Source organism: Pseudomonas sp. sp1636 (assembly GCF_030376615.1).
GTDB lineage: Bacteria > Pseudomonadota > Gammaproteobacteria > Pseudomonadales > Pseudomonadaceae > Aquipseudomonas.
Genome location: NZ_JARRAB010000021.1, coordinates 29,831 through 55,676 on the forward strand (window position 1 = coordinate 29,831; position 25,846 = coordinate 55,676).

Below are 25,846 nucleotides of genomic sequence, written 5' to 3' on the forward strand. Positions count from 1 at the left end.
GCCGAGCATGGATACCCAAACCCTGATCTACCTGTTCGTCGGCGCGACTTTCGCGCTGTATATCGGCATCGCCCTGTGGACCCGTGCGGGCTCCACCAGCGAATACTACGTCGCCAGCAAGGGCGTGCACCCGATCCTCAACGGCATGGCCACTGGCGCCGACTGGATGTCGGCGGCGTCGTTCATCTCCATGGCGGGGATCATCTCCTTTATCGGCCTCGACGGTAGCGTCTACCTGATGGGCTGGACCGGCGGTTACGTGCTCCTGGCCATGTGCCTGGCGCCCTACCTGCGCAAGTTCGGCAAGTTCACCGTGCCGGATTTCATCGGCGAGCGTTACTACTCGCAGACCGCGCGTCTGGTCGCGGTGGTGTGCGTGATCTTCATCTCCTTCACCTACGTGGCCGGGCAGATGCGCGGCGTCGGTATCGTCTTCTCCCGCTACCTGGAAGTGGACATCAACACTGGCGTAGTGATCGGCATGTGCATCGTGTTCTTCTACTCGGTGCTGGGCGGCATGAAGGGCATCACCTACACCCAGGTGGCGCAGTACTGCGTGATGATCTTCGCCTACATGGTGCCGGCGATTTACATCTCGATGCTGATCACCGGCAATCCGATCCCGCAGTTGGGCTTCGGCAGCGAAGTGGTCGGCACCGGCCAGTCGGTACTCGAACGCCTGAACGGCTTGAGCACTGAGCTGGGCTTCGCCACCTACACCGACGGCAGCAAATCGACCATCGACGTGTTCTTCATCACCATGGCGCTGATGGTCGGTACTGCCGGTCTGCCGCACGTGATCGTCCGCTTCTTCACCACCCCGACCGTGCGTGCGGCGCGTCTGTCCGCCGGTTATGCCCTGCTGTTCATCGCCATCCTCTACACCACCGCGCCGGCTATCGCCGCTTTTGCCCGGATCAACCTGCTCAGCAGCATTCCGGAAACCAGCTACAGCGAAGCGCCGCAATGGGTGACCAACTGGGAGAAATCCGGTCTGATCGCCTGGCTGGATAAGAACGGCGACGGCAAGATCCAGTATGGCCCGGGTGCTCCGTTCGCCGGTGCGCCGACCTTCGGCCCCGAGCGTGGCGTCAATGGTGAGCGCATGGTGACCAATGCGCCGAGCGAAGCGGCTACCGAGCTGTACGTGGATCGCGACATCATGGTGTTGGCCAACCCGGAAATCGCCAACCTGCCGGGCTGGGTGATCGCCCTGATCGCCGCCGGTGGTCTGGCGGCGGCACTGTCGACTGCCGCGGGTTTGCTGTTGGTAATCTCCACCTCGATCTCGCATGACCTGCTCAAGAGCAACCTGATGCCCAACATCAGCGAGAAGAAGGAGCTGCTCGCCGCGCGGGTTGCCGCCGGTGTGGCGGTAGTGGTGGCGGGCCTGTTCGGTATCTACCCGCCGGCCTTCGTGGCCCAGGTGGTGGCGTTCGCCTTCGGTCTGGCGGCGGCCTCGTTCTTCCCGGCCATCGTCATGGGGATTTTCTCCAAGAAGATGAACAAGGAAGGCGCGATTGCCGGCATGGTGGTCGGTTTGGCCTTCACCTTCAGCTATATCGTCTACTACAAGTTCATCTTCCCGACTGCCGGGCCGGCTGACTGGTGGTTCGGTATCTCGCCCGAAGGCATCGGTACCCTGGGCATGATCTTCAACTTCATCGCTGCCATCGCAGTGTCCACGGTCACCGCTGCACCGCCGGAGCATATCCAGCACATCATCGAAGACATCCGCATCCCACGGGGTGCAGGTGCCGCGATCGATCACTGAGTGCTAAAGCGCTAAACAAAACGCCCCGGTAACGGGGCGTTTTGCTGTGTGCAGGATTCCGGCTTTTTTATCGGCGATGGGCCCGGGCGTGAGGGGCTAGCCGTAAGCGGCTGCAGCCGCGGCATTCGCGGGTAAATCCGCGCCTGCCAAAGCACTACCGTTCATGCAAGCCGTAAGCGGGACTTGGCCTTTTTATAGGCTCTGTACCCGTTAGGTGTTGTATCACCAGGCGCGAACTGCCTGCGATCCGTAGGAGGCCCGACCTCGGGGCGAGCTTTGGCTATACCGCGAAACGATGGGCAGGCAGCCCTGCGGGCTGCATTCGCCGCGGGGCGCGTGACCCACATGGATGTGGGAAATGCCGCTAGCCTGTCAGGAACAGGCGCGGCCCTCCGACAAGAGATCGCGCATGCAACACATAATTGGGACATAGCCTTTTTATAGATGCAGATCAAGGCCGGCCGCCGGCGGCGTGCTTAGAATCGCGCCCCCTCCTGGATTTTCGAGCCTGCGGCATATGCCTTCTGCACCCCGTCATACCGAACTGCTGTCTCCGGCCGGTACCCTGAAGAACATGCGCTATGCCTTCGCCTACGGGGCCGATGCGGTGTATGCCGGGCAACCGCGTTATAGCCTGCGGGTGCGCAACAACGAGTTCGATCACGCCAACCTGGCGCTCGGCATTGCCGAGGCCCATGCCCAGGGCAAGCAATTCTACGTGGTGGTCAACATCGCGCCGCACAACGCCAAGCTGAAGACCTTTCTCCGGGATCTGCTGCCGGTGGTGTCGATGGGCCCGGATGCGCTGATCATGTCCGACCCCGGCCTGATCATGCTGGTGCGCGAGCATTACCCACAGATGTCGATTCACCTGTCGGTGCAGGCCAACGCGGTGAACTGGGCCAGCGTCAAGTTCTGGCAACGGCAGGGCTTGAGCCGGGTGATCCTGTCGCGCGAGTTGTCGCTGGAAGAGATCGCCGAGATCCACGCCGAGGTGCCGGGCATGGAGCTGGAGGTGTTCGTCCACGGCGCGCTGTGCATGGCCTATTCCGGGCGCTGCCTGCTGTCCGGCTATATCAACAAGCGCGACCCCAATCAGGGCAGTTGCACCAATGCCTGCCGCTGGCAGTACAAGGCCGAGCCGGCGCAGGAGAACGAACTGGGCGATATCGTGCGTATCGTCGAGCCGACCCTGGGCGCCGGCGCGCCGACCGAGCAGGTGTTCCTGCTGGAGGACGGCAGCCGTCCCGGCGAGCAGATGGCCGCCTACGAGGACGAGCACGGCACCTACATCATGAATTCCAAGGATCTGCGCGCGGTGCAGCACGTCGAGCGTCTGGTGCAGATGGGCGTGCACTCGCTGAAGATCGAGGGCCGGACCAAATCCCATTACTACGTGGCGCGCACCGCCCAGGTGTACCGCAAGGCCATCGACGATGCGCTGGCCGGTCGGCCGTTCGACCAGTCGTTGCTCGGCACCCTGGAGTCCCTGGCCCATCGCGGCTACACCGAGGGCTTTCTGCGGCGCCATGTGCACGACGAATACCAGAACTACCAACGCGGCAGCTCGGTCTCCGAGCAGCAGCAGTTCGTCGGCGAGTTGACCGGCGAGCGGCGTGGCGAGCTGGCCGAGGTGCGGGTGAAGAACCGCTTCGCCCTGGCCGATGGCCTGGAACTGATGACGCCCCAGGGCAACCTGCGCTTCAATCTCGATAGCCTGGAGAATCGCCAGGGGCAGGCGATCAGCGTCGCCCCGGGCGATGGCCATGTGGTCTACCTGCCGGTGCCGGCCGGGGTGTCGCTGGAATACGGACTGTTGATGCGCGATCTGTAGGCTGGATGCGTCCATGGTGGATGAAATGGGCGTCATCCACCCAGACGATCAAGCCGTGGCCCGGATTGCGCCGCGTTTCGCGGCTTATCCGGGCTACGGGGCTGTTGTCGTGTCGCGGTGCGCCATGCGCCCCAATAACTGTGCGCCGGCCAGGCCTTACAGCGAATGCGCGCGCTGGCGTCGGCGCCAGCTGGCCAGGCGCTGATCCAGCGCCGGCAGGCTGTCGAGCTGTTGCTGGCGCGCCTTGCTGAACAGGATCAGGGCCAGCTCGGCGGTGGCCAGGGCGTCGGCGCTGGCATGATGGCGTTGCTGCACCTGCAGGCCGAAATAGCGGATCCAGTCGTCCAGGCCGCCGCGCGGGATTTTCGCCTGCGGACAGAGCAGCGGCGCCAGTTCGGCGACATCGAAGAAGCGGTGGCGCAGGTGATGGCCCAGGCTCTGCTTGAGGGCGCGGCCGAGCATGCGCTGGTCGAAGCCGGCATGGAAGGCCAGTAGCGGGCTGTCGCCGAGGAATTCCATAAAGTCCAGCAGCGCTTCGGCCGGCTCCACGCCGTTGGCGATCTCGCTGGGTGCGATGCCATGGATCAGCACGCTGGCGCTGACCTTGTGGTCGAGGCGTTGCAAGGTGCATTCGAACTGCTGGCCAAGGTCGATGGCGCCCTGTTCGATCACCACCGCGCCAATCGACAGCAATTGATCGCGTTTCATGTCGAAGCCGCTGGTTTCCAGATCGAGCACCACCAGGCGCTGTTCGCCCAGCGGGGTGCTGTCGAGGGCGGCAGGCCCGGCCAGGCGAATGCGTCGATCCAGTTGCGACTCGAGCAGGGCGGGGCCGCGGCCAGTGAACCAGGTGAATTGACTCATAGCTGGTACCTCAGGGCCAGGCTGCTTTGCAGGCGCTGGGCCTGACGGAAGGCTTCGCGCAGGATGCGCCGATCCAGCTGGTTGAGGCGGTCGGGATCGATGCGGTTGGAGTAGGGCCGATCCTGCTGGGCTTGCAGTTGATGTTGCTGCATGCGCGTCTGCTGGATGAAGTGGTAGGCCTCTTCATAGGCCGCGCCGTCGAGCGGCTCGATCACGCCCTTGGCGATCAGCTCGCGCAATCGTTCCAGGGTGTTGCAGGCTTCGATGTCGTGGGCCAGGGCGAGCAGGCGGGCGCCATCGACAAAGGGGGTCAGACCCTGCACCTTGAGGTCGAGGGTGTCTTTTTCGGCGCCCTTGCGGGCCACCACGAAGTCGCGAAAACGCCCCACCGGCGGGCGCTGGCGCAGGGCATTTTCGGCCATCATGCGTTGGAACAGGCTGTTGCCGGCGACCTGTTTGAGCAGGTTCTGGCGCAGCAGGTCACAGCCGTAGGGATCGCCCCAGACCACCCGCAGGTCGAAGTAGATGCTCGATTTGAGCAGGTTCTCCGGGGTCGCTTCATCGATAAAGCTGGTGAAGCGTCGCGTCCACTCGTGGCGCGACAGGCACAGCTCCGGGTTGCCGGCCATGATATTGCCCTTGCACAGGGTGAAACCGCACTGGGCCAGGCGCTGGTTGATCTCGACGGCCAGCGGCAGCAGGCGGCGGCGCATGTCGGCGGCGCTCGCCGCGTCGCTGGCCTCGAACAGGATGCCGTTGTCCTGGTCGGTGTGCAGGGTCTGTTCGCGGCGGCCCTCGCTGCCGAAGCACAGCCAGGTGAAGGGCACCCCGGGGTTGCCGAGGTCTTCCAGGGTCAGTTCGATCACCCGGCACACGGTGTGGTCGTTGAACAGGGTGATGATGTGGGTGATCTGGGTCGAGCTGGCGCCGTGGGCGAGCATGCGCTCAACCAGTTGCTGGATGTCGCTGCGCAGCGCGGCCAGGGTCTCGACCGAGCCGGCATGGCGGATGGTGCGCGCCAGATGCACCAGGTCGACCCGCTGCAGGCTGAACAGGTCGCGCTCGGAGACCACGCCGCACAGGCGCTCGTGCTCGACCAGGCAGATGTGGGCGATATGCCGCTCGGTCATGGCGATCGCCGCCTCGAAGGCGCTGGCGTCGGGCGGCAGGTAGAAGGGCTCGAGCGTCATCAGGCTGGCGATCGGCTGCTCCAGCGAGCTGCCGTCGGCGATCACCCGGCGCAGGTCGCGCAGGGTGAAGATGCCCAGGGGTTTGAGCGCCGCATCGACGATGACGATGCAGCCGACGTGCTGCTCGTGCATCAGTTGCACGGCCGTGCGCAGCGGCGTGGCGGGCGGACAGCTGATCGGCTGGCGCATGGCCAGTTCACCCAGGCGGCTGTCCAGCGAATACTGCGCGCCCAGGCTTTCCACCGCGCGCATCTGTACCTGCTGGTTGACCTGATCGAGCAGGCTGCTGACCCCGCGCAGGGCGAAGTCGCGAAACGGGTTGGACAGCGCGAACAGCTTGACGAAGGCCGGCTTGCTCAGCAGCAGACAGAAGGTGTCTTCGGCGGCCAGGTGTTCGGTGCGGGTGGCGCGCTCGCCGATCAGCGCCGCCAGCGGGAAGCATTCGCCGCTGGCGATCTCGAAGGTGGTCTCGCTGCCGCGCTTGGCCGAGTGCGGACGCTCGCCATGCACATGGCCCTGCTTGACGATGTAGAAGTATTCGACCGGCCCGTCGCTGGGCTTGATGATGGTCTCGCCGGCGCTGTAGAAGCGCAGCTGGCAGTTTTCCACCAGGTAGGCCAGGTGGGCCATGTCCATCTGGTTGAACGGGGGGTATTTGTGCAGGAACTCCACGGTGCCGTGAATGTTCTGCAACACCGCTGTCTTGCCCGCCTGGGTGTAAGCGTCCGATTTGCTCATGCCGCGCGGCCTCGAAGCAAGGGTGAGTGGCTATGGTCGGCCGCAACGGCCAGGGTGCCCATTGGACGTAAGTCTAGTCGGGCCTGACCGTTTGCCTGCTCGGCGGCGTTGCCTGGGTGTTGTTGGGCTTACTCCAGGCCCAGCAGCTGCAAGGCGCGTTGCGCCTCGATCACCCCGGACAGCGCGTGGCGGCCGCCTTGGCCATCGAACAGCAGGGTGCGCGGCAACTCGCCGCGCCAGCTCGGGTCGATGGCGAACGCCAGGGCTTCGGGCGCCTCGCTGCCGTAGGCGAAATGCCGCCCGGGCACGGCCAGTTTTTCCAGCAGCTCGGCATGGCCGCTGGCGACCGGTTCGCTGGCCAGGGTGATCAGTTGGATGCCCGGGTGCTGGCGCAGCAATTCGCCGAACTGGGCGAGGTTTTTCTTGCAGTAGGCGCATTCCAGCGACCACAGCGCCAGCAGGGTGGGCTGCCGGTATTGGCCGGGGTCGACGAGCAGGCGCGCCTGTTCTTTGTTCAGCGGTTCGATTGACGGCTGGGCGCAGGCCAGGCCGGCGAGCAGGCAGAGGCTGTACAGGCAGCGGGAGACGAAGCGGGTCATGGCAGGGGGTATCCTTGGAGGCCGTATTGTGCGCTGTTCCAGAACGCCAGCAGACGCTGGCCGTGGCGCAACAGGCGGGGGTGGTCGGAGGCGCCGCTGCTCTGCGCCAGCGTTACGCGGCGAAAACTGCGGCCGTTGTCGTCGGAGATTTCCGCCAGCAATTGGGTCTGTTCGCCGTCGAATTCCTTCCACAGCAGCACCACCCGCGGGCCCAGGCTGGCGACGCTGGCATGGGCGGCGCGCGGCCCGCCGACGGCCCGCTGGCCTTGTACGCCCTGCGGGGCGAGCCGGCCGTAGAACACCGGGCCGTCCTCGCCATGGGGGCTGAACCAGACCGCGTGGCGCTGGCCTGCGCCATCCACCGCCAACGCCGGGCCGTGGTGCGGGCAGGCATCTATGCGCCAGGCATCGAAGGTGGCGCGTTGCAGCGGCTCGGCCGCGCCTTGGCGGGGCAGGCGCAACAGGGCATGGTCGCGCTCGCTGTTGGCGAACACCTGGCGCCACATCAGCAGCAGACTGCCGTCGTTATCCTCGGTGAGGGCCAGGCGGCAGCACTGGCAGGAATGGTCGGCCAGTTTGTATTCGGCGGCAAAATTGCGCCCACCGTCATCCGAGTGGGTGGCATAGAGCGTCGAACCGCTGTACTCACGGCCGGCCTGCTCGGCCGCCAACTGTTCGCGGCCGTCGATCCAGACCAATTGCAGGCGCCCGTCCGCGCCCAGGTGCATGCGCGGGAAGCTGTGTCCGGTCAGGCTGCGATCCCGGTGCACGGTGACGGGGGCGCTGAAATCGCGGCCATTGTCGGCGCGGGCGAAGCGCACATCGCCGGTAAAGCGTTGCTCGAAACGCCGCGCCCAGCTGACATAGAGCGCGCCATCGGCGGCCACGGCCAACTGCGGATGGTTTTCGCCATCGGCGGCAATGGCTTCGGCGTCCCGGTTGACCTGGGCGTGGGCCTGCCAGCTGTTGCCGTCGTCCTGGCTGCGTTGGATATGGATGCGACCGTGTCTGACCAGGGCGGCGTAGAGTGCGCCGTCCGGGCCCGAGGCCAGGCCAATGGCCAGCTCGCCGTGCTGGCCGCCATGTTTGTCATGGTCGCCGCCGCCAGCCAGGATCGGCTGAGCGCAACAGCTCAGCAGCAGTATGGCCAGCCAGCGCAGGGGGTGTCGTTTCATTGCAGGGTTCCTGTAGAGGGGGGGCGTTCGCCCCCGGTCGATGGATTACCAGCGCAGTTGCACGCCAACCGTCAGGTTGCGTGGCAGGCCGGCGCTGTAGGTGGGGCCGCTGTTGTTCAATCCGGAGGTTTCCGCATAGCGCTTGTCCAGCAGGTTGCTGAGGCTGGCGAAGACTTCCGTCTGCTCGTCGAACAGGTAGTTGCCGCGCAGGTGCAAGAGGTCATGGCCGCCATATTGGCTGGTGTTGGCCGCATCGCGCCAGTAGCTGCCCAGGTGCTGCCATTCCAGCTCGACCCGGCCGCCGTTGAAGGCCGCCGGGGCGTAGTTGAGGCGGCTGTTGCCGATCACCCGGGGCGCCGCCTCCATCTCCTTGCCGCTGTAGTCGAGGCTGTCGGACACCGACCATTTCTCGTAGCTGTGCTTGGCGTAGGACAGGCTGTTGTCCAGGCGCCAGGCGTCGGCCAGTTGCACGCCCAGGCCCAGCTCGATGCCGCGGTGCAGGGTTTCCCCGGCGTTCACCGCACGGCGCTGGTTGGTCAGCGGATCCTGGAAGCTGAGGATGTCGTCCTTCTTCGTCATGTGGTACAGCGCAACCTGGTAGTCCAGGCGTCTGCCGTAGCCGCGCAGGCCGATCTCGTAGTTGTCCACCAGCACCGGGTCGAGGTCGAGCAGGGCGTCGGCGGCGGCCTGGGCGCGTGCCGCGTTGCTCTCCCGCGAGCTGCGGAACACCTGGCTTTCCGACGGCGCGCGGAAGGCGTTGCTGTAGGCGACGAAGGCGCTCAGGGTCGGGGTGAAGGCATAGGTGGCGCCGAGTTTGGGGCTCAGGTGCCGGTAGCGCACCTTGTTGTCGCCGGCATGGCCGTACCAGCCGTTGCCCGGGAAGGCGCCGGGCACGCCCTGGCTGGCGCCGGCCTGGCCGCCGTTGAAACGGTTGTGGTAGTCGTACTGCATCTGGTCGTAGCGCAGGCCGGCGGTCAGGCGCAGCCTGTCGCTGGGCGACAGTTCGCCGTGCAGGTAGGGCGAGATGCTCTGGAAGGTCACCTCGTAGTCGTAGATGGGCACCGGCGCCACGGCCTGGTTCAGTTGATAGTCGGTGGCACCGTGGGCGTTGCTCGTGCGCGTCAGGGCTAGCGAGTCTTCCTCGCGCGAGCCGGGGCTGTAGTCGTAGTCCAGGCCGACGATCAGGCGCGTGCGCAGCGGTTCGAAGTCGACGCGGTACTTGCTGAGAAAGCCGAACGAGCGGTTGGCCGTGGTGTAGTCGCTGGGGTCGTAGCTGACCGACCAACTGGGGATGATGTCCATGCTGTTGTCGCGAAAATAGGGGGTGAAAGACAGCAGGCTGTTGGCGTCCAATTCATAGTCGAAGGCGCTGGAAAGGCGCAGCGCTTCGACCTGGCGGGTGGAGAAGGGGATGTTGTTGTGCCGCTGGTCGTGGCGGTACTCGGCCTGATTGAGGCTGCCGACATGGGCCTGGTCGATCTGCGAGTAGGACAGCACCGTCTTCACCCGCAGCGCGTCGTTGTGCTGGCGATCCCAGCGCAGCAGGGCACTTTGTCGGTCGTAGCCGGCATGCTCCTGCCAGCCGTCCATGCGGGTGAGGTTGAGACTGGCGCGAAAGCCATCGCGCTCGTTGGAGTCGCCGGCATCCAGCAGCAGGCGCTTCCAGCCGTAACTGCCGATTTCACTGGAGAGGCCGAATTCGGCCTGGGGCGGCGGCTCCGGGGTGAGCACGTTGACGATCCCGCCGATGGCATCGGAGCCATAGAGCGCGCTGCCCGGCCCCTTATTGACTTCGATGCCGGCGGATTGCGGCACGTTGATCTCGTAGAGCGCGTTGTGGTTGAAGAAGCCGGTGGAGCGGGTGGGAATGCCGTCCTCGAGAAACAGGTACACCGGCGCGGTGGTCAGGGGCTGGCGAATGGCGGTGGAGTGGCCTTCGCCGGACAGGTTGCTCAGGCGCACGCCGGGCATGCGATTGAGCACCTCGCTGGGATGCCGCGGGCGCAGTTCGGCAATCTCGTGGCCTTCGCTGCGCACCACGCTGGCGGGGATCTCGCTGAGTTTTTGCGCCTCGCGGGTGGCGGTAATGGTGGTCGGTTCCAGGTGCAGGGCGTGCGGCTGGCCGTCGGCGGCGTTGGCGCCGCCGACTATGCCGGCCAGCAGGCCGGCCAGGTACTTGCTGTTCATGGGGTTCCCCGAAGCGCCCGCTGTCGAGCGGGCACGAATCATGGCTGCCGATGCGGCAATGGCCGTGCCGGCAGTTAGTGGCCTGTGTGGCTAGTTCAATTAGTCAATTTCGGCGCCTGAGGCCCTGATACTGCGTTGCTGCTCCTCGCCATAGCCAGCTATGACTCGTCGCAGCGCCTTGTCTCAGAACCTCAGTCATCCGAACTTGAGTTAACCAACTAGCCGTACAGGCCACTAGCGTTAGCAGATGCTTATAGTTGCTGTGTGCAGGTGGCTTTCAGGCCTGCCGGGGAGGGGCGCGCGAGAGTGCCGCTGGCCAGCTGCGGCGGTGAGGGAGGAAGGTTGTCCTGGCGCCTGTGACGCCGAGGCGCGGCGCGGCGAACAGCGCCAGGTCGAACGTGTGGCCGGGCAATTGCGCCTGGCTGCAATGCAGGCTGCACCACAGGCAGGGGTTGCTCGACTGCTGGGAGCCGCTGGTATCCGCCGGTTGCTCCACGGCAACCTGGACGTAGCCTCGCGCGGTACACATCTGCGCCCAGGTCACGGACGTCCCGGCGCTTTGTCCGGGCATCGGCAGCAACGCGGCAAACACCAGGGCCAGGCTGGTGAGCCAGAGGGTCAACAGGTGTCGGTGCGGCTGCGGACGCGCCATGCGAACAGGCCAGGGGAAAGATCCCGGCACTATAGAACAGCGTCGTTCGGCGCGGCAATGTGGGGATTTGCCACATGGGCGCTGTAACGGGTTTGTTTCGGCTTCGGTTTCACTGCCGATCGCGGACAGGGCCGGCCCGACCAGAAGGACGCGGTTCTGTAGCCCGAATCAACCGCGGAGCGCGGTGCAATCCGGGCGCGCGATCACTGCGGCATAAAAAAACCGCCCCGAAGGGCGGTTTCTCGGTGTTGCGGCGGCGATTACAGGCCGTTCTTGGCCTTGCTCTTTTCCTTGAATTCGCGGCGCCGGCGGTGCAACACCGGCTCGGTGTAGCCGTTGGGTTGCTTGCCCCCCTCGACCACCAGTTCCAGGGCGGCCTGGAACGCGATGTTGCCGTCGAAGTCCGGCGCCAGCGGGCGGTACAGCGGGTCGCCGGCGTTCTGCCGATCGACCACCGGCGCCATGCGCTTGAGGCTGTCGATCACCTGTTCCAGGGTGACCACGCCGTGGCGCAGCCAGTTGGCCATGTGCTGGCTGGAGATGCGCAGGGTGGCGCGGTCTTCCATCAGGCCGATGTCGTTGATGTCCGGCACCTTGGAGCAGCCGACGCCCTGGTCGATCCAGCGCACCACGTAGCCGAGGATGCCCTGCGAGTTGTTGTCCAACTCGTTCTGGATTTCCTCGGGCGTCCAGCTGGTCTCGGCGGCCAGCGGGATGCTCAGGATGGCGTCCAGCGATGCCGGCGCACGTTTGGCCAGTTCGGCCTGACGGGCGAACACGTCGACCTGATGGTAGTGCAGCACGTGCAGGGCGGCGGCGGTCGGGGAAGGAACCCAGGCGGTGTTGGCGCCGGCCAGCGGGTGGGCGATCTTCTGCTCGAGCATCGCCGCCATCAGGTCGGGCATGGCCCACATGCCCTTGCCGATCTGCGCGCGGCCCTGCAGGCCGCAGGCCAGGCCGACGTCGACGTTGTTGTCTTCGTAGGCGGCGATCCACTTCTGGCTCTTCATGGCGGCCTTGCGCACCATGGCGCCGGCTTCCATCGAGGTGTGGATCTCGTCGCCGGTACGGTCGAGGAAGCCGGTGTTGATGAACACCACGCGCTCGGACGCCGCCTTGATGCAGGCCTTGAGGTTGACCGTGGTACGCCGCTCTTCGTCCATGATGCCGACTTTCAGGGTGTTGCGCGGCAGGCCGAGGACGTCCTCGACGCGGCCGAACAGTTCGCTGGTGAAGGCGACTTCTTCCGGGCCGTGCATCTTCGGCTTGACGATGTAGATCGAGCCGGTGCGGGTGTTCTTGCGGCTGGTGTTGCCATTCAGGTTGTGGATGGCGATCAGGCTGGTCAGCAGACCGTCCATGATGCCTTCCGGAACCTCGAAGCCGTCTTGGTCGACGATGGCGTCGATGGTCATCAGGTGGCCGACATTGCGGATGAACAGCAGGCTGCGCCCGTGCAGGGTCAGCTCGCCGCCGTCGGCCCGGGTGTAGACCCGATCCGGGTTCATGGTGCGGGTGAAGGTCTGGCCGCCCTTGGTCACGCTCTCGGCCAGGTCGCCTTTCATCAGGCCCAGCCAGTTGCGGTAGACCACCACCTTGTCGTCGGCATCGACCGCGGCGATCGAGTCTTCGCAGTCCATGATGGTGGTCAGCGCCGCTTCCATCAGCAGGTCTTTGACCCCGGCCGCATCGGTCTGGCCGACCGGGGTGCTGGCGTCGATCTGGATTTCGAAGTGCAGGCCATGGTGCTTGAGCAGCACGGCGATCGGCGCCTGGGCGTCGCCCTGGAAACCGGCCAGCTGGCTGTCGTCGAGCAGGCCGCTGTTGCTGCCGCCCTTGAGGCTGACCAGCAGTTTGCCGGCTTCGATGCGGTAGCCGGTGGCGTCGACGTGGGAGCCGGCGGCCAGCGGTGCGGCCTGGTCGAGGAAGGCGCGGGCGAAGGCGATGACCTGGTCGCCGCGCACCTTGTTGTAACCCTTGCCCTTCTCGGCGCCGCCGGCCTCGCTGATCGCGTCGGTGCCGTACAGGGCGTCGTACAGCGAACCCCAACGGGCGTTGGAGGCATTCAGGGCGAAACGCGCGTTCATCACCGGCACTACCAGCTGCGGGCCGGCCAGTTGGGCGATTTCCTCGTCGACGTTGGCGGTGCTGGCCTGGAAGTCGGCCGGCTGCGGCAGCAGGTAGCCGATTTCCTCGAGGAAGGCTTTGTAAGCCATTGCGTCGTGGGCCTGACCGGCGCGGGCCTGGTGCCAGCCGTCGACCTGCGCCTGGAGGGCGTTGCGCTTGGCCAGCAGGGCACGGTTTTTCGGCGCCAGCTCGTTGATTACGGCTTCGGCGCCGGCCCAGAACTTGTCGGCAGCGATGCCGGTACCGGGGATGGCTTCGTTGTTCACGAAGTCGAACAGCACTTTGGCGACCTGCAGGCCACCGACTTGAACGCGTTCAGTCATCACTTGCCTCACTCTGCTCAGCTCTACTCAATAGCCGCTTCGGATCTGGGGTTTAAGTCTTGTAGTCCGAGGCGCGGCATACTACATCAAGATTCTTGGAAAATCAGTGGGTGCGCGTCGTTGTGCGACCAAGAGGCGCTCTGCAGTCATGTCGAGGCTGTTGTGTTCTCAAAAATTGCAATAATTGTTTCATAAAAGTCTTAAAACGGTACACGTTAATTATGCCGGCTTTCCGGCAGGGGCTCGGCGGACGGCCTATACTGCGGCACCTGTATTGACGATTCGGCTCAACACCTTGCCTGCTGCGACCGCCTGCGCGGAGGTTGTACCCTGTGAGTGACAGGAGGAGTTGCACGATGCATATACACGCGGCCGGCGCGGCCGATCTCGACGAGCTGATCCGCTTGTTTGCCGGCTACCTGCAGTTCTATCGGGAGGACAAGCCGCCGGCGGCGATTCGCGTGTTTCTTGCGCAGCGCCTCAGCCGCGGCGACTCGGTGCTGTTCCTGGCGCGTGATCCGCAGGGTAGGGCGCTTGGCTTCGTCCAGCTCTACCCGTTTCAGGCTTCGCTGGCGTTGGCGCCGGCCTGGTTGTTGAGCGACCTCTACGTGGTCGAGGCCGCCAGGCGCCAGGGGGTTGGCGCAGCGCTGATGAACGCCGCCCGAACCCATGCCGAGAACAGCGGCGCCTGCGGTTTGCAGTTGCAGACGGCGAAGAGCAATCTGGCTGGGCAGGCGCTGTACGAGCGGCTCGGCTATGTGCGCGACGAGCTGTTCCACACCTACTGGCTGGATCTGCCGCGGCCCGGCGGCGACTGAACGCGGCGCCGCGGCCGTTCGCCCCGGCACCATTACCTAACTGCGGAACAACCACGAGAGGCTTGCCATGGATCATCTGGTACTAACGGTCATCGCCAAGGATCAACCCGGGTTGGTCGAACGCATCGCCCTGTGTGTCGCCGACCACGGCGGCAATTGGCTGGAGAGTCGCATGTCGCGGATGGCCGGGCAATTCGCCGGTATTCTGCACGTCGCCGTGCCGGCCGCGCAGCGCGCCGAGCTGGTCGGTGCCTTGCAGGCGCTGGCTGCCCAGGGCATCCGCGTGCTCTGCGACGACAGCGGCAGCGAACCGGTCGGCAGCTGGACGTCGATCCTCCTCGAACTGGTCGGCAACGATCGCCCCGGCATCGTCCGCGACATCACCCGACTGCTCGCCGAGCAGGGGGTCAACCTGGAAAGCCTGAATACCGAGGTGATGCCGGCGCCGATGAGCGGCGAGTCGCTGTTCCATGCCGAGGCATTGCTCGCGGTGCCCCAGGGGCTGGCGTTGGAAACCCTGCAAGGCCAGCTGGAAACCCTCGCCGATGAGCTGATGGTGGAGCTCAATTTGCGCGCCGAGAGCTGATCGCGACCAGGGCGCCAGGGGATATCCACGGCTTGGGTGGGTATCGCTGTGGATAACCTGGGGAGCCTCGGATCCTGCGCTAGTGTCCCGCGGCTTTCCCTGGGTTGATTAAATAAACAGCAATTTCAATTACTTGTGCACAAAGGTCGGGGATGCTTCTGTGGATAAGGTTGGGATGACTGGCTGCGAGCCTGTGCCGGCGCGGGCTGCACGAGATTGATCGTTTATTGTGCAGCGCGCGAGGCTCGGCGTTCCCGCCGCGCCTGCCGGGCGACCTCAACCCCGGCGGCGCAGGGTCAACCAGGCATCCAGGCTATAGAGCGCCAGGCCGGTCCAGATGCAGATAAAGGCCAGCAGCTTGCTGGGGTCGAAACGCTCGCCGAACACCGCTACCGCCAGGATCAGCACCAGGGTCGGCGCGATGTACTGCAGGAAACCCAGGGCGGTGTAGGGCAGGTGGCGCGCGGCGGCGTTGAAGCACACCAGCGGGATCAGGGTGATAGGGCCGGCGGCGATCAGCCAGAGTGCCTCGGGGGTTTCCCAGAACGCCGGCTGACTGCTCATGGCGCCGGGGTTGAACAGCAGCCAGCCGAGGGCCAGCGGCAGCAACAGCCAGGTTTCCACCACCAGGCCGGGCAGCGCGGCGACCGGCGCCTGCTTGCGGATCAGCCCATAGAAACCGAAGGTCAGCGCCAGTACCAGCGACACCCAGGGAATGCTGCCGACCTGCCACAGCTGCTGCGCCACGCCCAGGGCGGCCAGGCCCACGGCCAGCCATTGCAGGCGGCGCAGGCGTTCGCCGAGCAGGAGCAAACCGAGCAGCACATTGACCAGCGGGTTGATGTAGTAGCCCAGCGCGGCTTCGAGCATGCGCTCGTTGTTCACCGCCCAGACATACACCAGCCAGTTGCTGGCGATCAGCAGGCCGCTGACGCTCAGAACGGCAAGGCGTTTGGGGTTGTCGCGCAACTCACGCAACCAGCCTGGGTGTTTCCATAGCAGCAGCAGCGCGGCGCCGAAGACGGCCGACCAGAGCGCGCGGTGGACGATGATCTCCAGCGCGGGGACATCCTGGATGGCTTTGAAATAGAGCGGAAACAGACCCCAGATGATGTAGGCGGTCAGGCCGAGAATGTACCCGCGGCGCGGGTTGGCGGTGGCCATGCAAAATCCTTGTCCAGGCGGCAATTAAAGAGCGGGGATTCTAGCAGGCCGTTGGAAAACTACCTGCGTTGCCGATGCGTCGTTAAAAACAGGCTCAAAATGCTCATTTACAACACGTAAACTGCGCTTTCTCGCCTGTTTTTGCCTAGCCTCGGCTGCCTCGCCTACATTTCTCAACGGCCTGCTAGTCGTGCGCTTCGACACTTGTCTGTAGGTTCAGGTTTTTCCTGCCGGGGAAAACCGCTCTTGCGTAAGGCCGGTTTACCGGCGTAGCCCGCGCGTGTCGCCGATGGCTTGCCGCTGTTGCTCAGAACAGCTTGAGCGGTTCCTCGTCCAGCGCCGCCAACTGCTCGCGCAGCATCAGCACCTGTTCGCCCCAATAGCGTTCGCTGCCGAACCAGGGAAAACTGTGGGGAAACGCCGGGTCGTCCCAGCGGCGTGCCAGCCAGGCGCTGTAGTGCATCAGGCGCAGGGAACGCAGGCCTTCGATCAGCGGCAGTTCGCGCGGGTTGAAGTCGTGGAACTCCTGATAACCGTCCATCAGCTCGGACAGTTGACCGAGGCGCTCATGGCGTTCGCCGGCCAGCATCATCCACAGATCCTGCACCGCCGGGCCCATGCGGCAGTCGTCGAGGTCGACCATATGGAAGGTGTCGTCGCGGCACAGCAGGTTGCCGGGGTGGCAATCGCCGTGCAGGCGGATCGCCTGCACCGGGGTGTCGGCGAACAGCGCATCGAGGCGTTTGAGCAGATCGCGTGCCACCGACTCGTAAGCCGGCAGCAGGCTGGGCGGAATGAAGTTGCCCTCCAGCAGGGTGGCCAGCGAGGCGTGGCCGAAGTTCTCCACCTGCAAGGCTTCGCGGTGGGCGAAGGGGCGCAGCGAGCCGACCGCGTGCAGGCGCCCGAGCAACTGGCCGAGGCGATACAGCTGGTCGAGGTTGCCCGGCTCCGGCGCGCGGCCGCCGCGCCGCGGGAACAGGGTGAAGCGAAAGCCGGCGTGCTCGAACAGGGTCTCGCCATCGCGCACCAGTGGCGCCACCACCGGCACCTCGCACTCGGCCAGTTCGAAGGTGAAACTGTGCTCCTCGCGGATCGCCGCGTCGCTCCAGCGTTGCGGCCGGTAGAACTTGGCGATCAGCGGCGTTTCGCCTTCGATGCCCACCTGGTAGACGCGGTTTTCGTAGCTGTTGAGCGCCAATATGCGGGCATCGCTGAGGTAGCCAATGCTTTCCACGGCATCCAGCACCAGGTCGGGGGTCAGGGCGGCAAAGGGATGGGACATGGTCGGCTCCGGTCTCTGGGCCGACGAGTGTAGCGCTTATCCGGGGGCGGGCGTGTTACCGGTCGCGGCCCGTAGCCTGGATAAGCGCAGCGCAATCCGGGATCGGTGCGTCAAGGCTTCTCCGGGCTACAGGAGCGGTTCGGCTTCAAGGCTCCAGCGTGGCGAGGCGTGCTATTCCCCGGGCTTGGGCGTGCGTGCCAGGCAATAGATGTCGACCCGCGCCGCGCCGGCCTTTTTCAGCAGGCGCGCCAGGCTCTCGGCGGTGGCGCCGGTGGTCAGTACGTCGTCGACCAGCGCCAGGTGCAGACCGCCGAACTGGCTGGCAGGCGCCAGGGCAAAGGCGCGGCGCAGGTTGCGTTTGCGGGTGGCGGCGTCCAGTTGCTGCTGCGCCGGGGTGTCGATCACCCGCCGCAGCCAGTGCTGCTGCACCGGCAACTGCAGTTGTTCGCTGAGCCACTGGGCGAGCAGCGCCGCCTGGTTGAAACCGCGCTGGCGTTGCCGGCGTTCGGCCAGGGGCACCGGCAGCAGCAGGTCGGGCCTGGCCAGGCCTTCGTCGAAGGCATGCAGCAGGTGTTGCGACAACAGCTCGCCGAGCAGGCGTCCCAATGGCCATTGCGCCTGGTGCTTGAAGCGGGTGATCAGGCTGTCGACAGGGAAGGCATAGCGCCAAGGAGCCTCGACCCGGTCGAAGCGCGGTTGCCGTTTTAGGCAGCCGCCGCAGGTCAGGCCGGCGTGCGGCAGCGGCAGGGCGCAGACCTGGCAGCGCGCGCCTAACCACGGCAGTTCGCTTTCGCAACTGACGCAGAGGCTGTGTCGGGTGTCGGCCGGCTCGTCGCAGAGCAGGCAGCCCTGTTGGTTTTTTAACCAGTTGTAAATCTGGTGTTGGCCTTCTGGTTGACAGCGCATAAGGCTTCCTTAAATATGCCGGACATCCGTGTCGTGCTGACTGACTCTAGCAGCCGCTACAACTAACCAGGAATCACCGATGAGCGCCACCACCGCTGCCCACCTGCGTCACGATTGGACCCTCACCGAGGTCAAGGCGCTCTTCGAACAACCCTTCAACGACCTGTTGTTCCAGGCGCAGACCGTGCACCGCGCGCATTTCGATGCCAACCGCGTACAGGTCTCGACCCTGTTGTCGATCAAGACCGGCGCCTGCCCGGAAGACTGCAAGTACTGCCCGCAGTCCGGTCACTACAACACCGGCCTGGACAAGGAGAAGCTGCTGGAAGTGCAGAAGGTGCTGGAGGCGGCCGCCGAGGCCAAGGCCATCGGCTCGACCCGCTTCTGCATGGGCGCGGCCTGGAAGCACCCGTCGGCCAAGGACATGCCCTACGTGCTGGAGATGGTCAAAGGCGTACGCGCCATGGGCCTGGAAACCTGCATGACCCTGGGCAAGCTGGACAAGGAGCAGACCGCCGCTTTGGCCGAGGCCGGCCTCGACTATTACAACCACAACCTGGATACCTCGCCGGAGTTCTACGGCAACATCATCACCACCCGCACCTACAATGAGCGCCTGCAGACCCTGGCCTACGTGCGCGATGCGGGGATGAAGATCTGTTCCGGCGGCATCCTCGGCATGGGCGAGTCGCTGGACGACCGCGCAGGGCTCTTGATTCAACTGGCCAACCTGCCGGAGCACCCGGAGTCGGTGCCGATCAACATGCTGGTCAAGGTCAAGGGCACGCCCCTGGCCGAGGAAAAGGACGTCGACCCCTTCGACTTCATTCGCATGCTCGCGGTGGCGCGGATCATGATGCCGCAGTCGCACGTGCGCCTGTCCGCCGGGCGCGAGGCGATGAACGAGCAGATGCAGGCGCTGGCCTTCTTCGCCGGCGCCAACTCGATCTTCTACGGCGAGAAGCTGCTGACCACCGCCAACCCCCAGGCCGGCAAGGACATGCAGCTGTTCGCTCGCCTCGGCATTCAGCCGGAGGAGCGCCAAGAGCACGCCGACGAGGTGCATCAGGCGGCCATCGAGCAGGCCCTGGCCGAGCAGCGCGACTCCAAGTTGTTCTATAACGCTGCGGTCTGATGGCTCGCGCAGTGGATGGGTAAGTTGCCCACCACCCGAGGTTTGATCTTTTCCGGGTAGGAGCGGGCCATGCCCGCGAAGGCCGTTTGCGGTTCGCGGGCATGGCCCGCTCCTACATCGCTGCTATTGCCGAGGCTTGCATGCCCTTCGACCTTGCCGCCCGTCTCGCCGAACGCCGCGCTGCCGATCTCTACCGGCAGCGGCCCTTGCTCGATTCGCCGCAAGGGCCGCTGGTCAAAGTCGACGGCCGCGAGCTGCTGGCCTTCTGCTCCAACGACTACCTCGGCCTGGCCAACCACCCGCAGGTGATCGAGGCCTGGCGCGCCGGCGCGCTGCGCTGGGGGGTCGGCGGCGGCGCCTCGCACCTGGTGATCGGCCACAGCACGCCGCACCACGAGCTGGAGGAGGCGCTCGCCGAATTCAGCGGCCGGCCGCGGGCGCTGCTGTTTTCCACCGGCTACATGGCCAACCTGGGCGCGGTCACCGCGCTGCTGGGGCAGGGCGATACGGTGCTGGAAGACCGCCTCAATCACGCCTCCTTGCTGGACGCCGGCCTGCTCAGCGGTGCGCGCTTCTCGCGCTACCTGCACAACGACGCCGCCAGCCTGGCCAGCCGCCTGGACAAGGCCGGCGGCAATACCCTGGTGGTGACCGACGGGGTGTTCAGCATGGACGGCGACCTGGCCGCGCTGCCGGCGCTGTGTGCGGCGGCCAAGGCCAGGGGCGCCTGGGTGATGGTCGACGACGCCCACGGCTTCGGCCCGCTGGGTGCCACTGGCGGCGGTATCGTCGAGCACTTCGGCCTGGGCCAGGACGACGTCCAGGTGCTGGTCGGCACCCTGGGCAAGGCCTTCGGCACCGCCGGAGCCTTCGTCGCCGGCAGCGAGGAGCTGATCGAGACCCTGGTGCAGTTCGCCCGCCCCTATATCTACACCACCAGCCAGCCGCCGGCGCTGGCCTGCGCCACCCTGAAGAGCCTGGAATTGCTGCGCAGCGAGCACTGGCGGCGCGAACGCTTGAACGCCTTGATCAAGCGCTTCCGTGAAGGCGCGAGCGCGATTGGTCTCGAGTTGATGGACAGCGCCACGCCGATTCAGCCGATCCTGGTCGGCGACAGCGCTCGCGCCATGCGCCTGTCGCAGCTGCTGCGCGAGCGCGGCTTGCTGGTCACCGCGATCCGTCCGCCGACGGTGCCGGCCGGCAGTGCGCGCCTGCGCGTCACCCTGTCGGCGGCGCACAGCGATGCCCAGCTCGAACGGCTGCTGGAGGCGCTGGCCGAGTGCTGGCCGCTACTGGAGAGCAGCGATGCGTGACCGCCTGATCTTGCTGCCCGGTTGGGGTCTGGGCAGTACCCCGCTGGAGCCGCTGGCCGAAGCCCTGCGCGGCCTCGATTCGCGCCTGCGGGTCGAGATCGAGCCCCTGCCGTTGCTGGACTCCGGCGACCCCGTCGACTGGCTGGACGAGCTCGATGCCAACCTGCCCCAGGACGCCTGGCTCGGCGGCTGGTCGCTCGGCGGCATGCTCGCCAGTGAGCTGGCGGCGCGCCGTGGCGAGCGTTGTGCCGGCCTGCTGACCCTGGCCAGCAATGCGCGTTTCGTTGCCGCGCCGACCTGGCCCGGCGCGATGGCGGCCGAGACCTTTGCGCTGTTTCGCCAAGGCTGCGCGACGGATGCGCGGGCCACCTTGAAGCGCTTCGCCCTGCTCTGCGCTCAGGGCGCCGCGGATCCGCGCGGCTTGTCGCGGCTGCTGCTGGGTGCGGCGCCGCAGCACCGTACCGGCGATCTGCTGGCAGGGTTGGATGTGCTGGCCGCGCTGGATACCCGCGGCGCCTTGCAGGCCTTCGTCGGTCCGCAACTGCATCTGTTCGCCGGCGACGATGGCCTGGTGCCGGCAGCGGCGGCGGCCGCGCTGCTGGCGTTGCTGGCGGATGTCGAGATCGGCCTGATCGATAACGCCAGCCATGCCTTCGCCCTGGAGCGCCCCCACGAGATCGCCGCGGCGATCCAGGCCTTTCTGCATGAGGCCGGCGATGATTGAGCGTGTGCTCGGCGGGTTGCCGGACAAGCGTCAGGTGGCCGCCTCCTTTTCCCGCGCCGCCGACAGCTACGACAGCGTCGCGGCCCTGCAGCGCAAGGTCGGCAGCGAGCTGCTGGATCGCCTGCCGGCTGATCTTGTCCCGCAGCGCTGGCTCGACCTGGGCTGCGGCACCGGGCATTTCAGTCGTGCCCTGGGCCAGCGTTACGCCGCGGCCGAGGGCGTGGCCCTGGATCTTGCCGAGGGCATGCTGCGCCACGCCCAGCCATTGGGCGGCGCGCAACAGTTTGTCGCCGGCGATGCCGAGCGCCTGCCGCTGCGTGGCGAGTCCTGCGACCTGCTGTTTTCCAGCCTGGCACTGCAATGGTGTGCGGATTTTACCGCGGTGCTCGGCGAAGCCCGGCGAGTCTTGCGTCCCGCTGGCGTGCTGGCCTTCAGCAGCCTGTGCGTCGGCACCCTGCAGGAGTTGCGCGACAGTTGGCAGGCGGTGGACGGCTTCGTCCACGTCAACCGCTTCCGCCGCTTCGCCGATTACCAACAGCTTTGTGCGGACAGCGGCTTGCAGCTGCTCAGCCTGGAAAACCAGGCCGAGGTGCTGCACTACCCCGACCTGCGCAGCCTGACCCATGAACTCAAGGCGTTGGGCGCGCACAACCTCAACCCCGGCCGCCCGGGTGGCCTGACCGGGCGCGCCCGCATGCTGGCGCTGCTCGCCGCCTACGAACAGTTCCGTCAGGCGCCGGGATTGCCGGCGAGCTATCAGGTGGTCTACGGCCTTTTGCGCAAAGAGAGTTGAGATGACTGCAGCCTTCTTCGTCACCGGCACCGACACCGAAGTCGGCAAGACCACGATTGCCGCCGGCTTGCTGCATGCCGCGCGCATGGCCGGGTTGTCGACCGCCGCCGCCAAGCCGGTGGCCTCCGGTTGCAGCAAGACTGCCGCCGGCCTGCGCAACGACGACGCCCTGGCCCTGCTCGGCGAATGCAGCCTGGCGCTGCGCTACGAGGAGGTCAATCCACTGGCCTTTGCCCCGTTCATCGCCCCTCATCTGGCGGCACGCGAGGCCGGCGTGCGCCTGGATCTGGCGGCGCTGCGCGGGCCGGTGCAGGCGATCCTCGACAAAGGCGCGGATTTCGTCTTGGTCGAAGGCGCCGGCGGCTGGCGCGTGCCGCTGGCCGGTCAGGCGGCGCTGTCGGATCTGCCGATCAGCCTGGGTTTGCCGGTGATCCTGGTGGTCGGGGTGCGCCTGGGCTGCATCAACCACGCCGTATTGACCGCCGAGGCGATTGCTCGCGATGGCCTGACCCTGGCCGGTTGGGTGGCCAATGTGGTCGATCCCAAGACCTCGCGCCTGGAGGAGAACCTGGCGACCCTCGCCGAGCGCTTGCCGGCGCCTTGTCTGGGGCGGGTGCCGCGCCTGGCCAAGGCGACGCCGGCGGCGGTGGCCGAGTGCCTCGATCTGGCGCTGCTGGAGTTGGAGCTATAAGGCAGCCTTCCGCCATAGCCATTTGCCAGTATGTTGCCGAGGCAATATCTGCTTCAATACAGGGCAACGATTCGTTGCAGTCGCGGGAGCTGGTTTATGCAAATCTCCGCTAACGCCTTCAATTCGGGCATCGGCACCATTCAGGCGGGGCAGCGGCGGGTCGATCAGGCCGCCGCCGAGATCGCCGGCGGTATCATCGCCGGGCCCCAGCAGGCGACGCAGACGCCTGTGCCGAATCAAGTCAATCCGCCGCCGGAAGCCGCCGGTCAAGGCCGTGCGGATCTGGCCGACAGCCTGGTCGCCCTGCGTGTGGGCCAGAACGAGGCACAAGCCGGGGCGCGCGTCGTGCGCACCGCCGACGAAATGCTGGGCACGCTGATCGACACCAAGGCCTGAGAACGCCCCGGTCGCCTAGCCCCGACAGTGTCGTCACTGTCGCTCCGGTCTATTTCGCCCGCCGCGCGGCCGGCGTTTCCCCCGATCTGGCCCGCGCTGCTCAGGCGCCCGTTACGCCATCGCCCAGCCTTGACGATGAACAAACTGCTTTCTCCCGCGAAGCAGCGGAGCAGTGCTCGGCGCCTCGACCCCGTCCATGCTCCAGCCGGACAAGGCCGAATCCAGTCCGCAGCCACGCATCGAGCAACTGCAGCCTGCCGAGCGGGCCACTCGTGACCGCGAAGTGCGCGTTCACGAGCAGGCGCCTGGCTGAGTTGCCGGACTCTGCAGCGCCGATTGATCTGTTTGGCTATCGGTAGTCCGCTGATGCTTGACAAGGCTGGGGCGTAAACGTATGTTTCAAACACTTGTTTGATTGCTGGGTGGCCAAGACGTCGCCAGGCAGTCGGGAGTGATCCCCCAAGCGACCGCCTATCCGGTCACCCAAACACACTAAGAGTCCACCGCAGAGGTTTTCCGCTATGCCTGACTACAAGGCCCCCTTGCGTGACATTCGCTTCGTTCGCGACGAACTGCTCGGCTACGAAGCGCATTATCAGAGCCTGCCTGGCTGCCAAGACGCTACCCCGGACATGGTTGACGCCATCCTCGAAGAGGGCGCCAAGTTCTGTGAGCAGGTATTGGCGCCGCTGAACCGTGTGGGTGACACCGAAGGCTGCACTTGGAGCGAGTCCGGCGTTAAAACCCCGACCGGCTTCAAGGAAGCCTACAAGCAGTACGTCGAAGGTGGCTGGCCGAGCCTGGCCCATGACGTCGACCATGGCGGCCAAGGCCTGCCGGAGTCGCTTGGTCTGGTGGTCAGCGAACTGGTCGGCACCGCCAACTGGTCCTGGGGCATGTACCCCGGCCTGTCCCACGGTGCGATGAACACCATTGCCGAGCACGGCACCGCCGAACAGAAGCATGCTTACCTGACCAAGCTGGTTTCCGGCGAGTGGACCGGCACCATGTGCCTGACCGAGCCGCATTGCGGCACCGACCTGGGCATGTTGCGCACCAAGGCCGAACCGCAGGCCGACGGCAGCTACAAGGTTTCCGGTACCAAGATCTTCATCTCCGCCGGCGAGCACGACATGGCCGATAACATCGTCCATATCGTCCTGGCCCGCCTGCCCGACGCGCCGCAGGGTACCAAGGGTATCTCGCTGTTCATCGTGCCCAAGTTCCTGCCCGATGCAGAGGGCGCTGCCGGCACCCGCAATGCCGTGTCCTGTGGCTCGCTCGAGCACAAGATGGGCATCCACGGTAACGCCACTTGCGTGATGAACTTCGACGGCGCTACCGGTTACCTGATCGGCCCGGCGAACAAAGGCCTGAACTGCATGTTCACCTTTATGAACACCGCCCGCCTGGGTACCGCGCTGCAAGGCCTGGCCCATGCCGAAATCGGCTTCCAGGGCGGTCTGAAGTACGCTCGCGAGCGTCTGCAAATGCGTTCTTTGACTGGCCCGAAAGCGCCGGAAAAAGCCGCCGACCCGATCATCGTGCACCCTGATGTGCGCCGCATGCTGCTGACCATGAAGGCCTTTGCCGAAGGCAACCGCGCCATGGTCTACTTCACCGCCAAGCAGGTCGACATCGTCAAGTACAGCCAGGACGAAGCCGAGAAGAAGCAAGCAGACGCACTGCTGGCTTTCCTCACCCCGATCGCCAAAGCCTTTATGACCGAAGTTGGCTTCGAAGCCGCCAACCACGGCGTACAGATCTACGGCGGCCACGGCTTTATCGCCGAGTGGGGCATGGAGCAGAACGTGCGCGACAGCCGCATTTCCATGCTGTACGAAGGCACCACCGGCATCCAGGCACTCGACCTGCTCGGCCGTAAAGTGCTGCAGACTCAAGGCGAAGCGCTGAAAGGTTTCACCAAGATCGTGCACAAGTTCTGCCAGGCCAACGAAGGCAACGACGCGGTTAAAGCGCTGGTCGAGCCGCTGGCCAAGCTGAACAAGGAGTGGGGTGAGCTGACCATGAAGGTCGGTATGGCGGCGATGAAAGATCGCGAAGAAGTCGGTGCCGCTTCGGTGGATTACCTGATGTTCTCCGGTTACGTCTGCCTGGCCTACTTCTGGGCCGATATGGCACGCCTGGCTGCCGAGAAGATCGCCGCCGGTACTGAAGACGAAGCCTTCTACAAGGCCAAGCTGCAGACCGCACGCTTCTACTTCGCGCGCATCCTGCCGCGTACCCGTGGTCATGTGGAAGCCATGCTGTCCGGCGCTGGCAACCTGATGGACATGCACGAAGACGACTTCGCCCTGGGTTACTAAGCCCTCCCGCGATTTCGCCTAAAAAAGCCGCTACCTCTCGGGGTCGCGGCTTTTTTCGTATGTGGGCAGGGTGGACTTCAGCCCACCGAGGCCCCGATTTAACGCTGCTGGGCTGGAACGGAAGAACCGATATGCGACAGCTTACATACGCCAGGCGACGGTCTTCCGCCGGTCGCGCAGCCGCCATTTATGACGGCGCATGCGCACGGTTAGGGTCGTTGTGAGTCAGCCCGCCGCGGCCGTAGCGT

At 65.6% G+C, this 25,846-nt stretch carries 22 protein-coding genes; 12 read left to right on the forward strand and 10 right to left on the reverse strand.

Features of this window, described 5'->3' with window-relative positions:
- Positions 1-7: 7 nt before the first annotated feature.
- Together P8H27_RS18100 and yegQ are read left to right on the forward strand one after the other, a co-directional pair.
- Positions 8-1,774, forward strand: a complete 1,767-nt coding sequence (locus P8H27_RS18100; protein WP_289639070.1) for a sodium:solute symporter family protein — start codon at positions 8-10, stop codon at positions 1,772-1,774.
- A gap of 517 nt (positions 1,775-2,291) precedes the next feature.
- Positions 2,292-3,608, forward strand: coding sequence for a tRNA 5-hydroxyuridine modification protein YegQ (yegQ, locus tag P8H27_RS18105; RefSeq protein ID WP_289639071.1), 1,317 nt, complete (start codon positions 2,292-2,294; stop codon positions 3,606-3,608).
- A gap of 156 nt (positions 3,609-3,764) precedes the next feature.
- On the opposite strand, the gene P8H27_RS18110 is transcribed toward yegQ, so the two are convergent.
- From P8H27_RS18110 to P8H27_RS18140, 7 genes are all read right to left on the reverse strand, one after another.
- The gene (locus tag P8H27_RS18110) at positions 3,765-4,472 is read right to left on the reverse strand and encodes a PolC-type DNA polymerase III (protein ID WP_289639072.1); all 708 of its coding nucleotides are present in this window, start codon (positions 4,470-4,472) and stop codon (positions 3,765-3,767) included.
- Entirely contained in the window at positions 4,469-6,400 is a 1,932-nt protein-coding gene (locus P8H27_RS18115) for a putative nucleotidyltransferase substrate binding domain-containing protein (protein WP_289639073.1), read from the reverse strand. The genes P8H27_RS18110 and P8H27_RS18115 overlap by 4 nt, the downstream gene beginning before the upstream one ends.
- Positions 6,401-6,528: 128 nt before the next feature.
- Positions 6,529-6,999 carry a hypothetical protein gene (locus P8H27_RS18120; protein ID WP_289639074.1) on the reverse strand — a complete coding sequence of 157 codons (471 nt, stop codon included), beginning with the start codon at positions 6,997-6,999 and terminating at the stop codon, positions 6,529-6,531.
- Positions 6,996-8,174 (reverse strand): hypothetical protein, encoded by a 1,179-nt coding sequence (locus P8H27_RS18125; RefSeq protein WP_289639075.1) that lies wholly within the window; start codon positions 8,172-8,174, stop codon positions 6,996-6,998. The genes P8H27_RS18120 and P8H27_RS18125 overlap by 4 nt, the downstream gene beginning before the upstream one ends.
- Positions 8,175-8,219: 45 nt before the next feature.
- Positions 8,220-10,361: a TonB-dependent receptor gene (locus tag P8H27_RS18130; RefSeq protein WP_289639076.1), complete on the reverse strand. Its 2,142-nt coding sequence runs from the start codon at positions 10,359-10,361 to the stop codon at positions 8,220-8,222.
- A gap of 277 nt (positions 10,362-10,638) precedes the next feature.
- Positions 10,639-11,013 carry a DUF2946 family protein gene (locus P8H27_RS18135; RefSeq protein WP_289639077.1) on the reverse strand — a complete coding sequence of 125 codons (375 nt, stop codon included), beginning with the start codon at positions 11,011-11,013 and terminating at the stop codon, positions 10,639-10,641.
- 260 nt (positions 11,014-11,273) lie between these two features.
- Positions 11,274-13,463, reverse strand: a complete 2,190-nt coding sequence (locus tag P8H27_RS18140) for a malate synthase G (RefSeq protein ID WP_289639078.1) — start codon at positions 13,461-13,463, stop codon at positions 11,274-11,276.
- A 356-nt stretch (positions 13,464-13,819) separates the two neighbouring features.
- Between P8H27_RS18140 and P8H27_RS18145 the strand changes: the two genes are divergently transcribed.
- Entirely contained in the window at positions 13,820-14,281 is a 462-nt protein-coding gene (locus P8H27_RS18145) for a GNAT family N-acetyltransferase (protein WP_289639079.1), read from the forward strand.
- A 67-nt stretch (positions 14,282-14,348) separates the two neighbouring features.
- Positions 14,349-14,867, forward strand: coding sequence for a glycine cleavage system protein R (locus P8H27_RS18150; RefSeq protein WP_289639080.1), 519 nt, complete (start codon positions 14,349-14,351; stop codon positions 14,865-14,867).
- A gap of 276 nt (positions 14,868-15,143) precedes the next feature.
- On the opposite strand, the gene rarD is transcribed toward P8H27_RS18150, so the two are convergent.
- From rarD to P8H27_RS18165, 3 genes are all read right to left on the reverse strand, one after another.
- On the reverse strand, positions 15,144-16,031 hold the full coding sequence (gene rarD, locus P8H27_RS18155; protein WP_289639081.1) for an EamA family transporter RarD: 888 nt from the start codon (positions 16,029-16,031) through the stop codon (positions 15,144-15,146).
- 307 nt (positions 16,032-16,338) lie between these two features.
- Positions 16,339-17,313 (reverse strand): serine/threonine protein kinase, encoded by a 975-nt coding sequence (locus P8H27_RS18160; RefSeq protein WP_289639082.1) that lies wholly within the window; start codon positions 17,311-17,313, stop codon positions 16,339-16,341.
- Between the two features lie 171 nt (positions 17,314-17,484).
- Positions 17,485-18,219 carry a ComF family protein gene (locus P8H27_RS18165; protein WP_289639083.1) on the reverse strand — a complete coding sequence of 245 codons (735 nt, stop codon included), beginning with the start codon at positions 18,217-18,219 and terminating at the stop codon, positions 17,485-17,487.
- 79 nt (positions 18,220-18,298) lie between these two features.
- On the opposite strand from P8H27_RS18165, the gene bioB reads away from it, so the two are divergent.
- The 8 genes from bioB (at position 18,299) to P8H27_RS18205 (ending at position 25,598) form a co-directional block, all read left to right on the forward strand.
- Positions 18,299-19,354, forward strand: coding sequence for a biotin synthase BioB (gene bioB / locus P8H27_RS18170; protein ID WP_289639084.1), 1,056 nt, complete (start codon positions 18,299-18,301; stop codon positions 19,352-19,354).
- A 140-nt stretch (positions 19,355-19,494) separates the two neighbouring features.
- Positions 19,495-20,667: an 8-amino-7-oxononanoate synthase gene (gene bioF, locus P8H27_RS18175; protein ID WP_289639124.1), complete on the forward strand. Its 1,173-nt coding sequence runs from the start codon at positions 19,495-19,497 to the stop codon at positions 20,665-20,667.
- A complete protein-coding gene (locus P8H27_RS18180) occupies positions 20,660-21,391 on the forward strand; it encodes an alpha/beta fold hydrolase (protein ID WP_289639085.1) in 732 nt (243 codons plus the stop codon). Before bioF ends, P8H27_RS18180 begins: the two co-directional genes overlap by 8 nt.
- A complete protein-coding gene (bioC, locus tag P8H27_RS18185; RefSeq protein ID WP_289639086.1) occupies positions 21,384-22,184 on the forward strand; it encodes a malonyl-ACP O-methyltransferase BioC in 801 nt (266 codons plus the stop codon). Before P8H27_RS18180 ends, bioC begins: the two co-directional genes overlap by 8 nt.
- A 1-nt stretch (position 22,185) precedes the next feature.
- The gene (bioD, locus tag P8H27_RS18190) at positions 22,186-22,875 is read left to right on the forward strand and encodes a dethiobiotin synthase (protein WP_289639087.1); all 690 of its coding nucleotides are present in this window, start codon (positions 22,186-22,188) and stop codon (positions 22,873-22,875) included.
- A gap of 96 nt (positions 22,876-22,971) precedes the next feature.
- Positions 22,972-23,271 (forward strand): hypothetical protein, encoded by a 300-nt coding sequence (locus tag P8H27_RS18195; RefSeq protein ID WP_289639088.1) that lies wholly within the window; start codon positions 22,972-22,974, stop codon positions 23,269-23,271.
- A gap of 172 nt (positions 23,272-23,443) precedes the next feature.
- A complete protein-coding gene (locus P8H27_RS18200; protein WP_289639089.1) occupies positions 23,444-23,584 on the forward strand; it encodes a hypothetical protein in 141 nt (46 codons plus the stop codon).
- Between the two features lie 208 nt (positions 23,585-23,792).
- A complete protein-coding gene (locus tag P8H27_RS18205; RefSeq protein WP_289639090.1) occupies positions 23,793-25,598 on the forward strand; it encodes a phenylacyl-CoA dehydrogenase in 1,806 nt (601 codons plus the stop codon).
- Positions 25,599-25,846 lie beyond the last annotated feature (248 nt).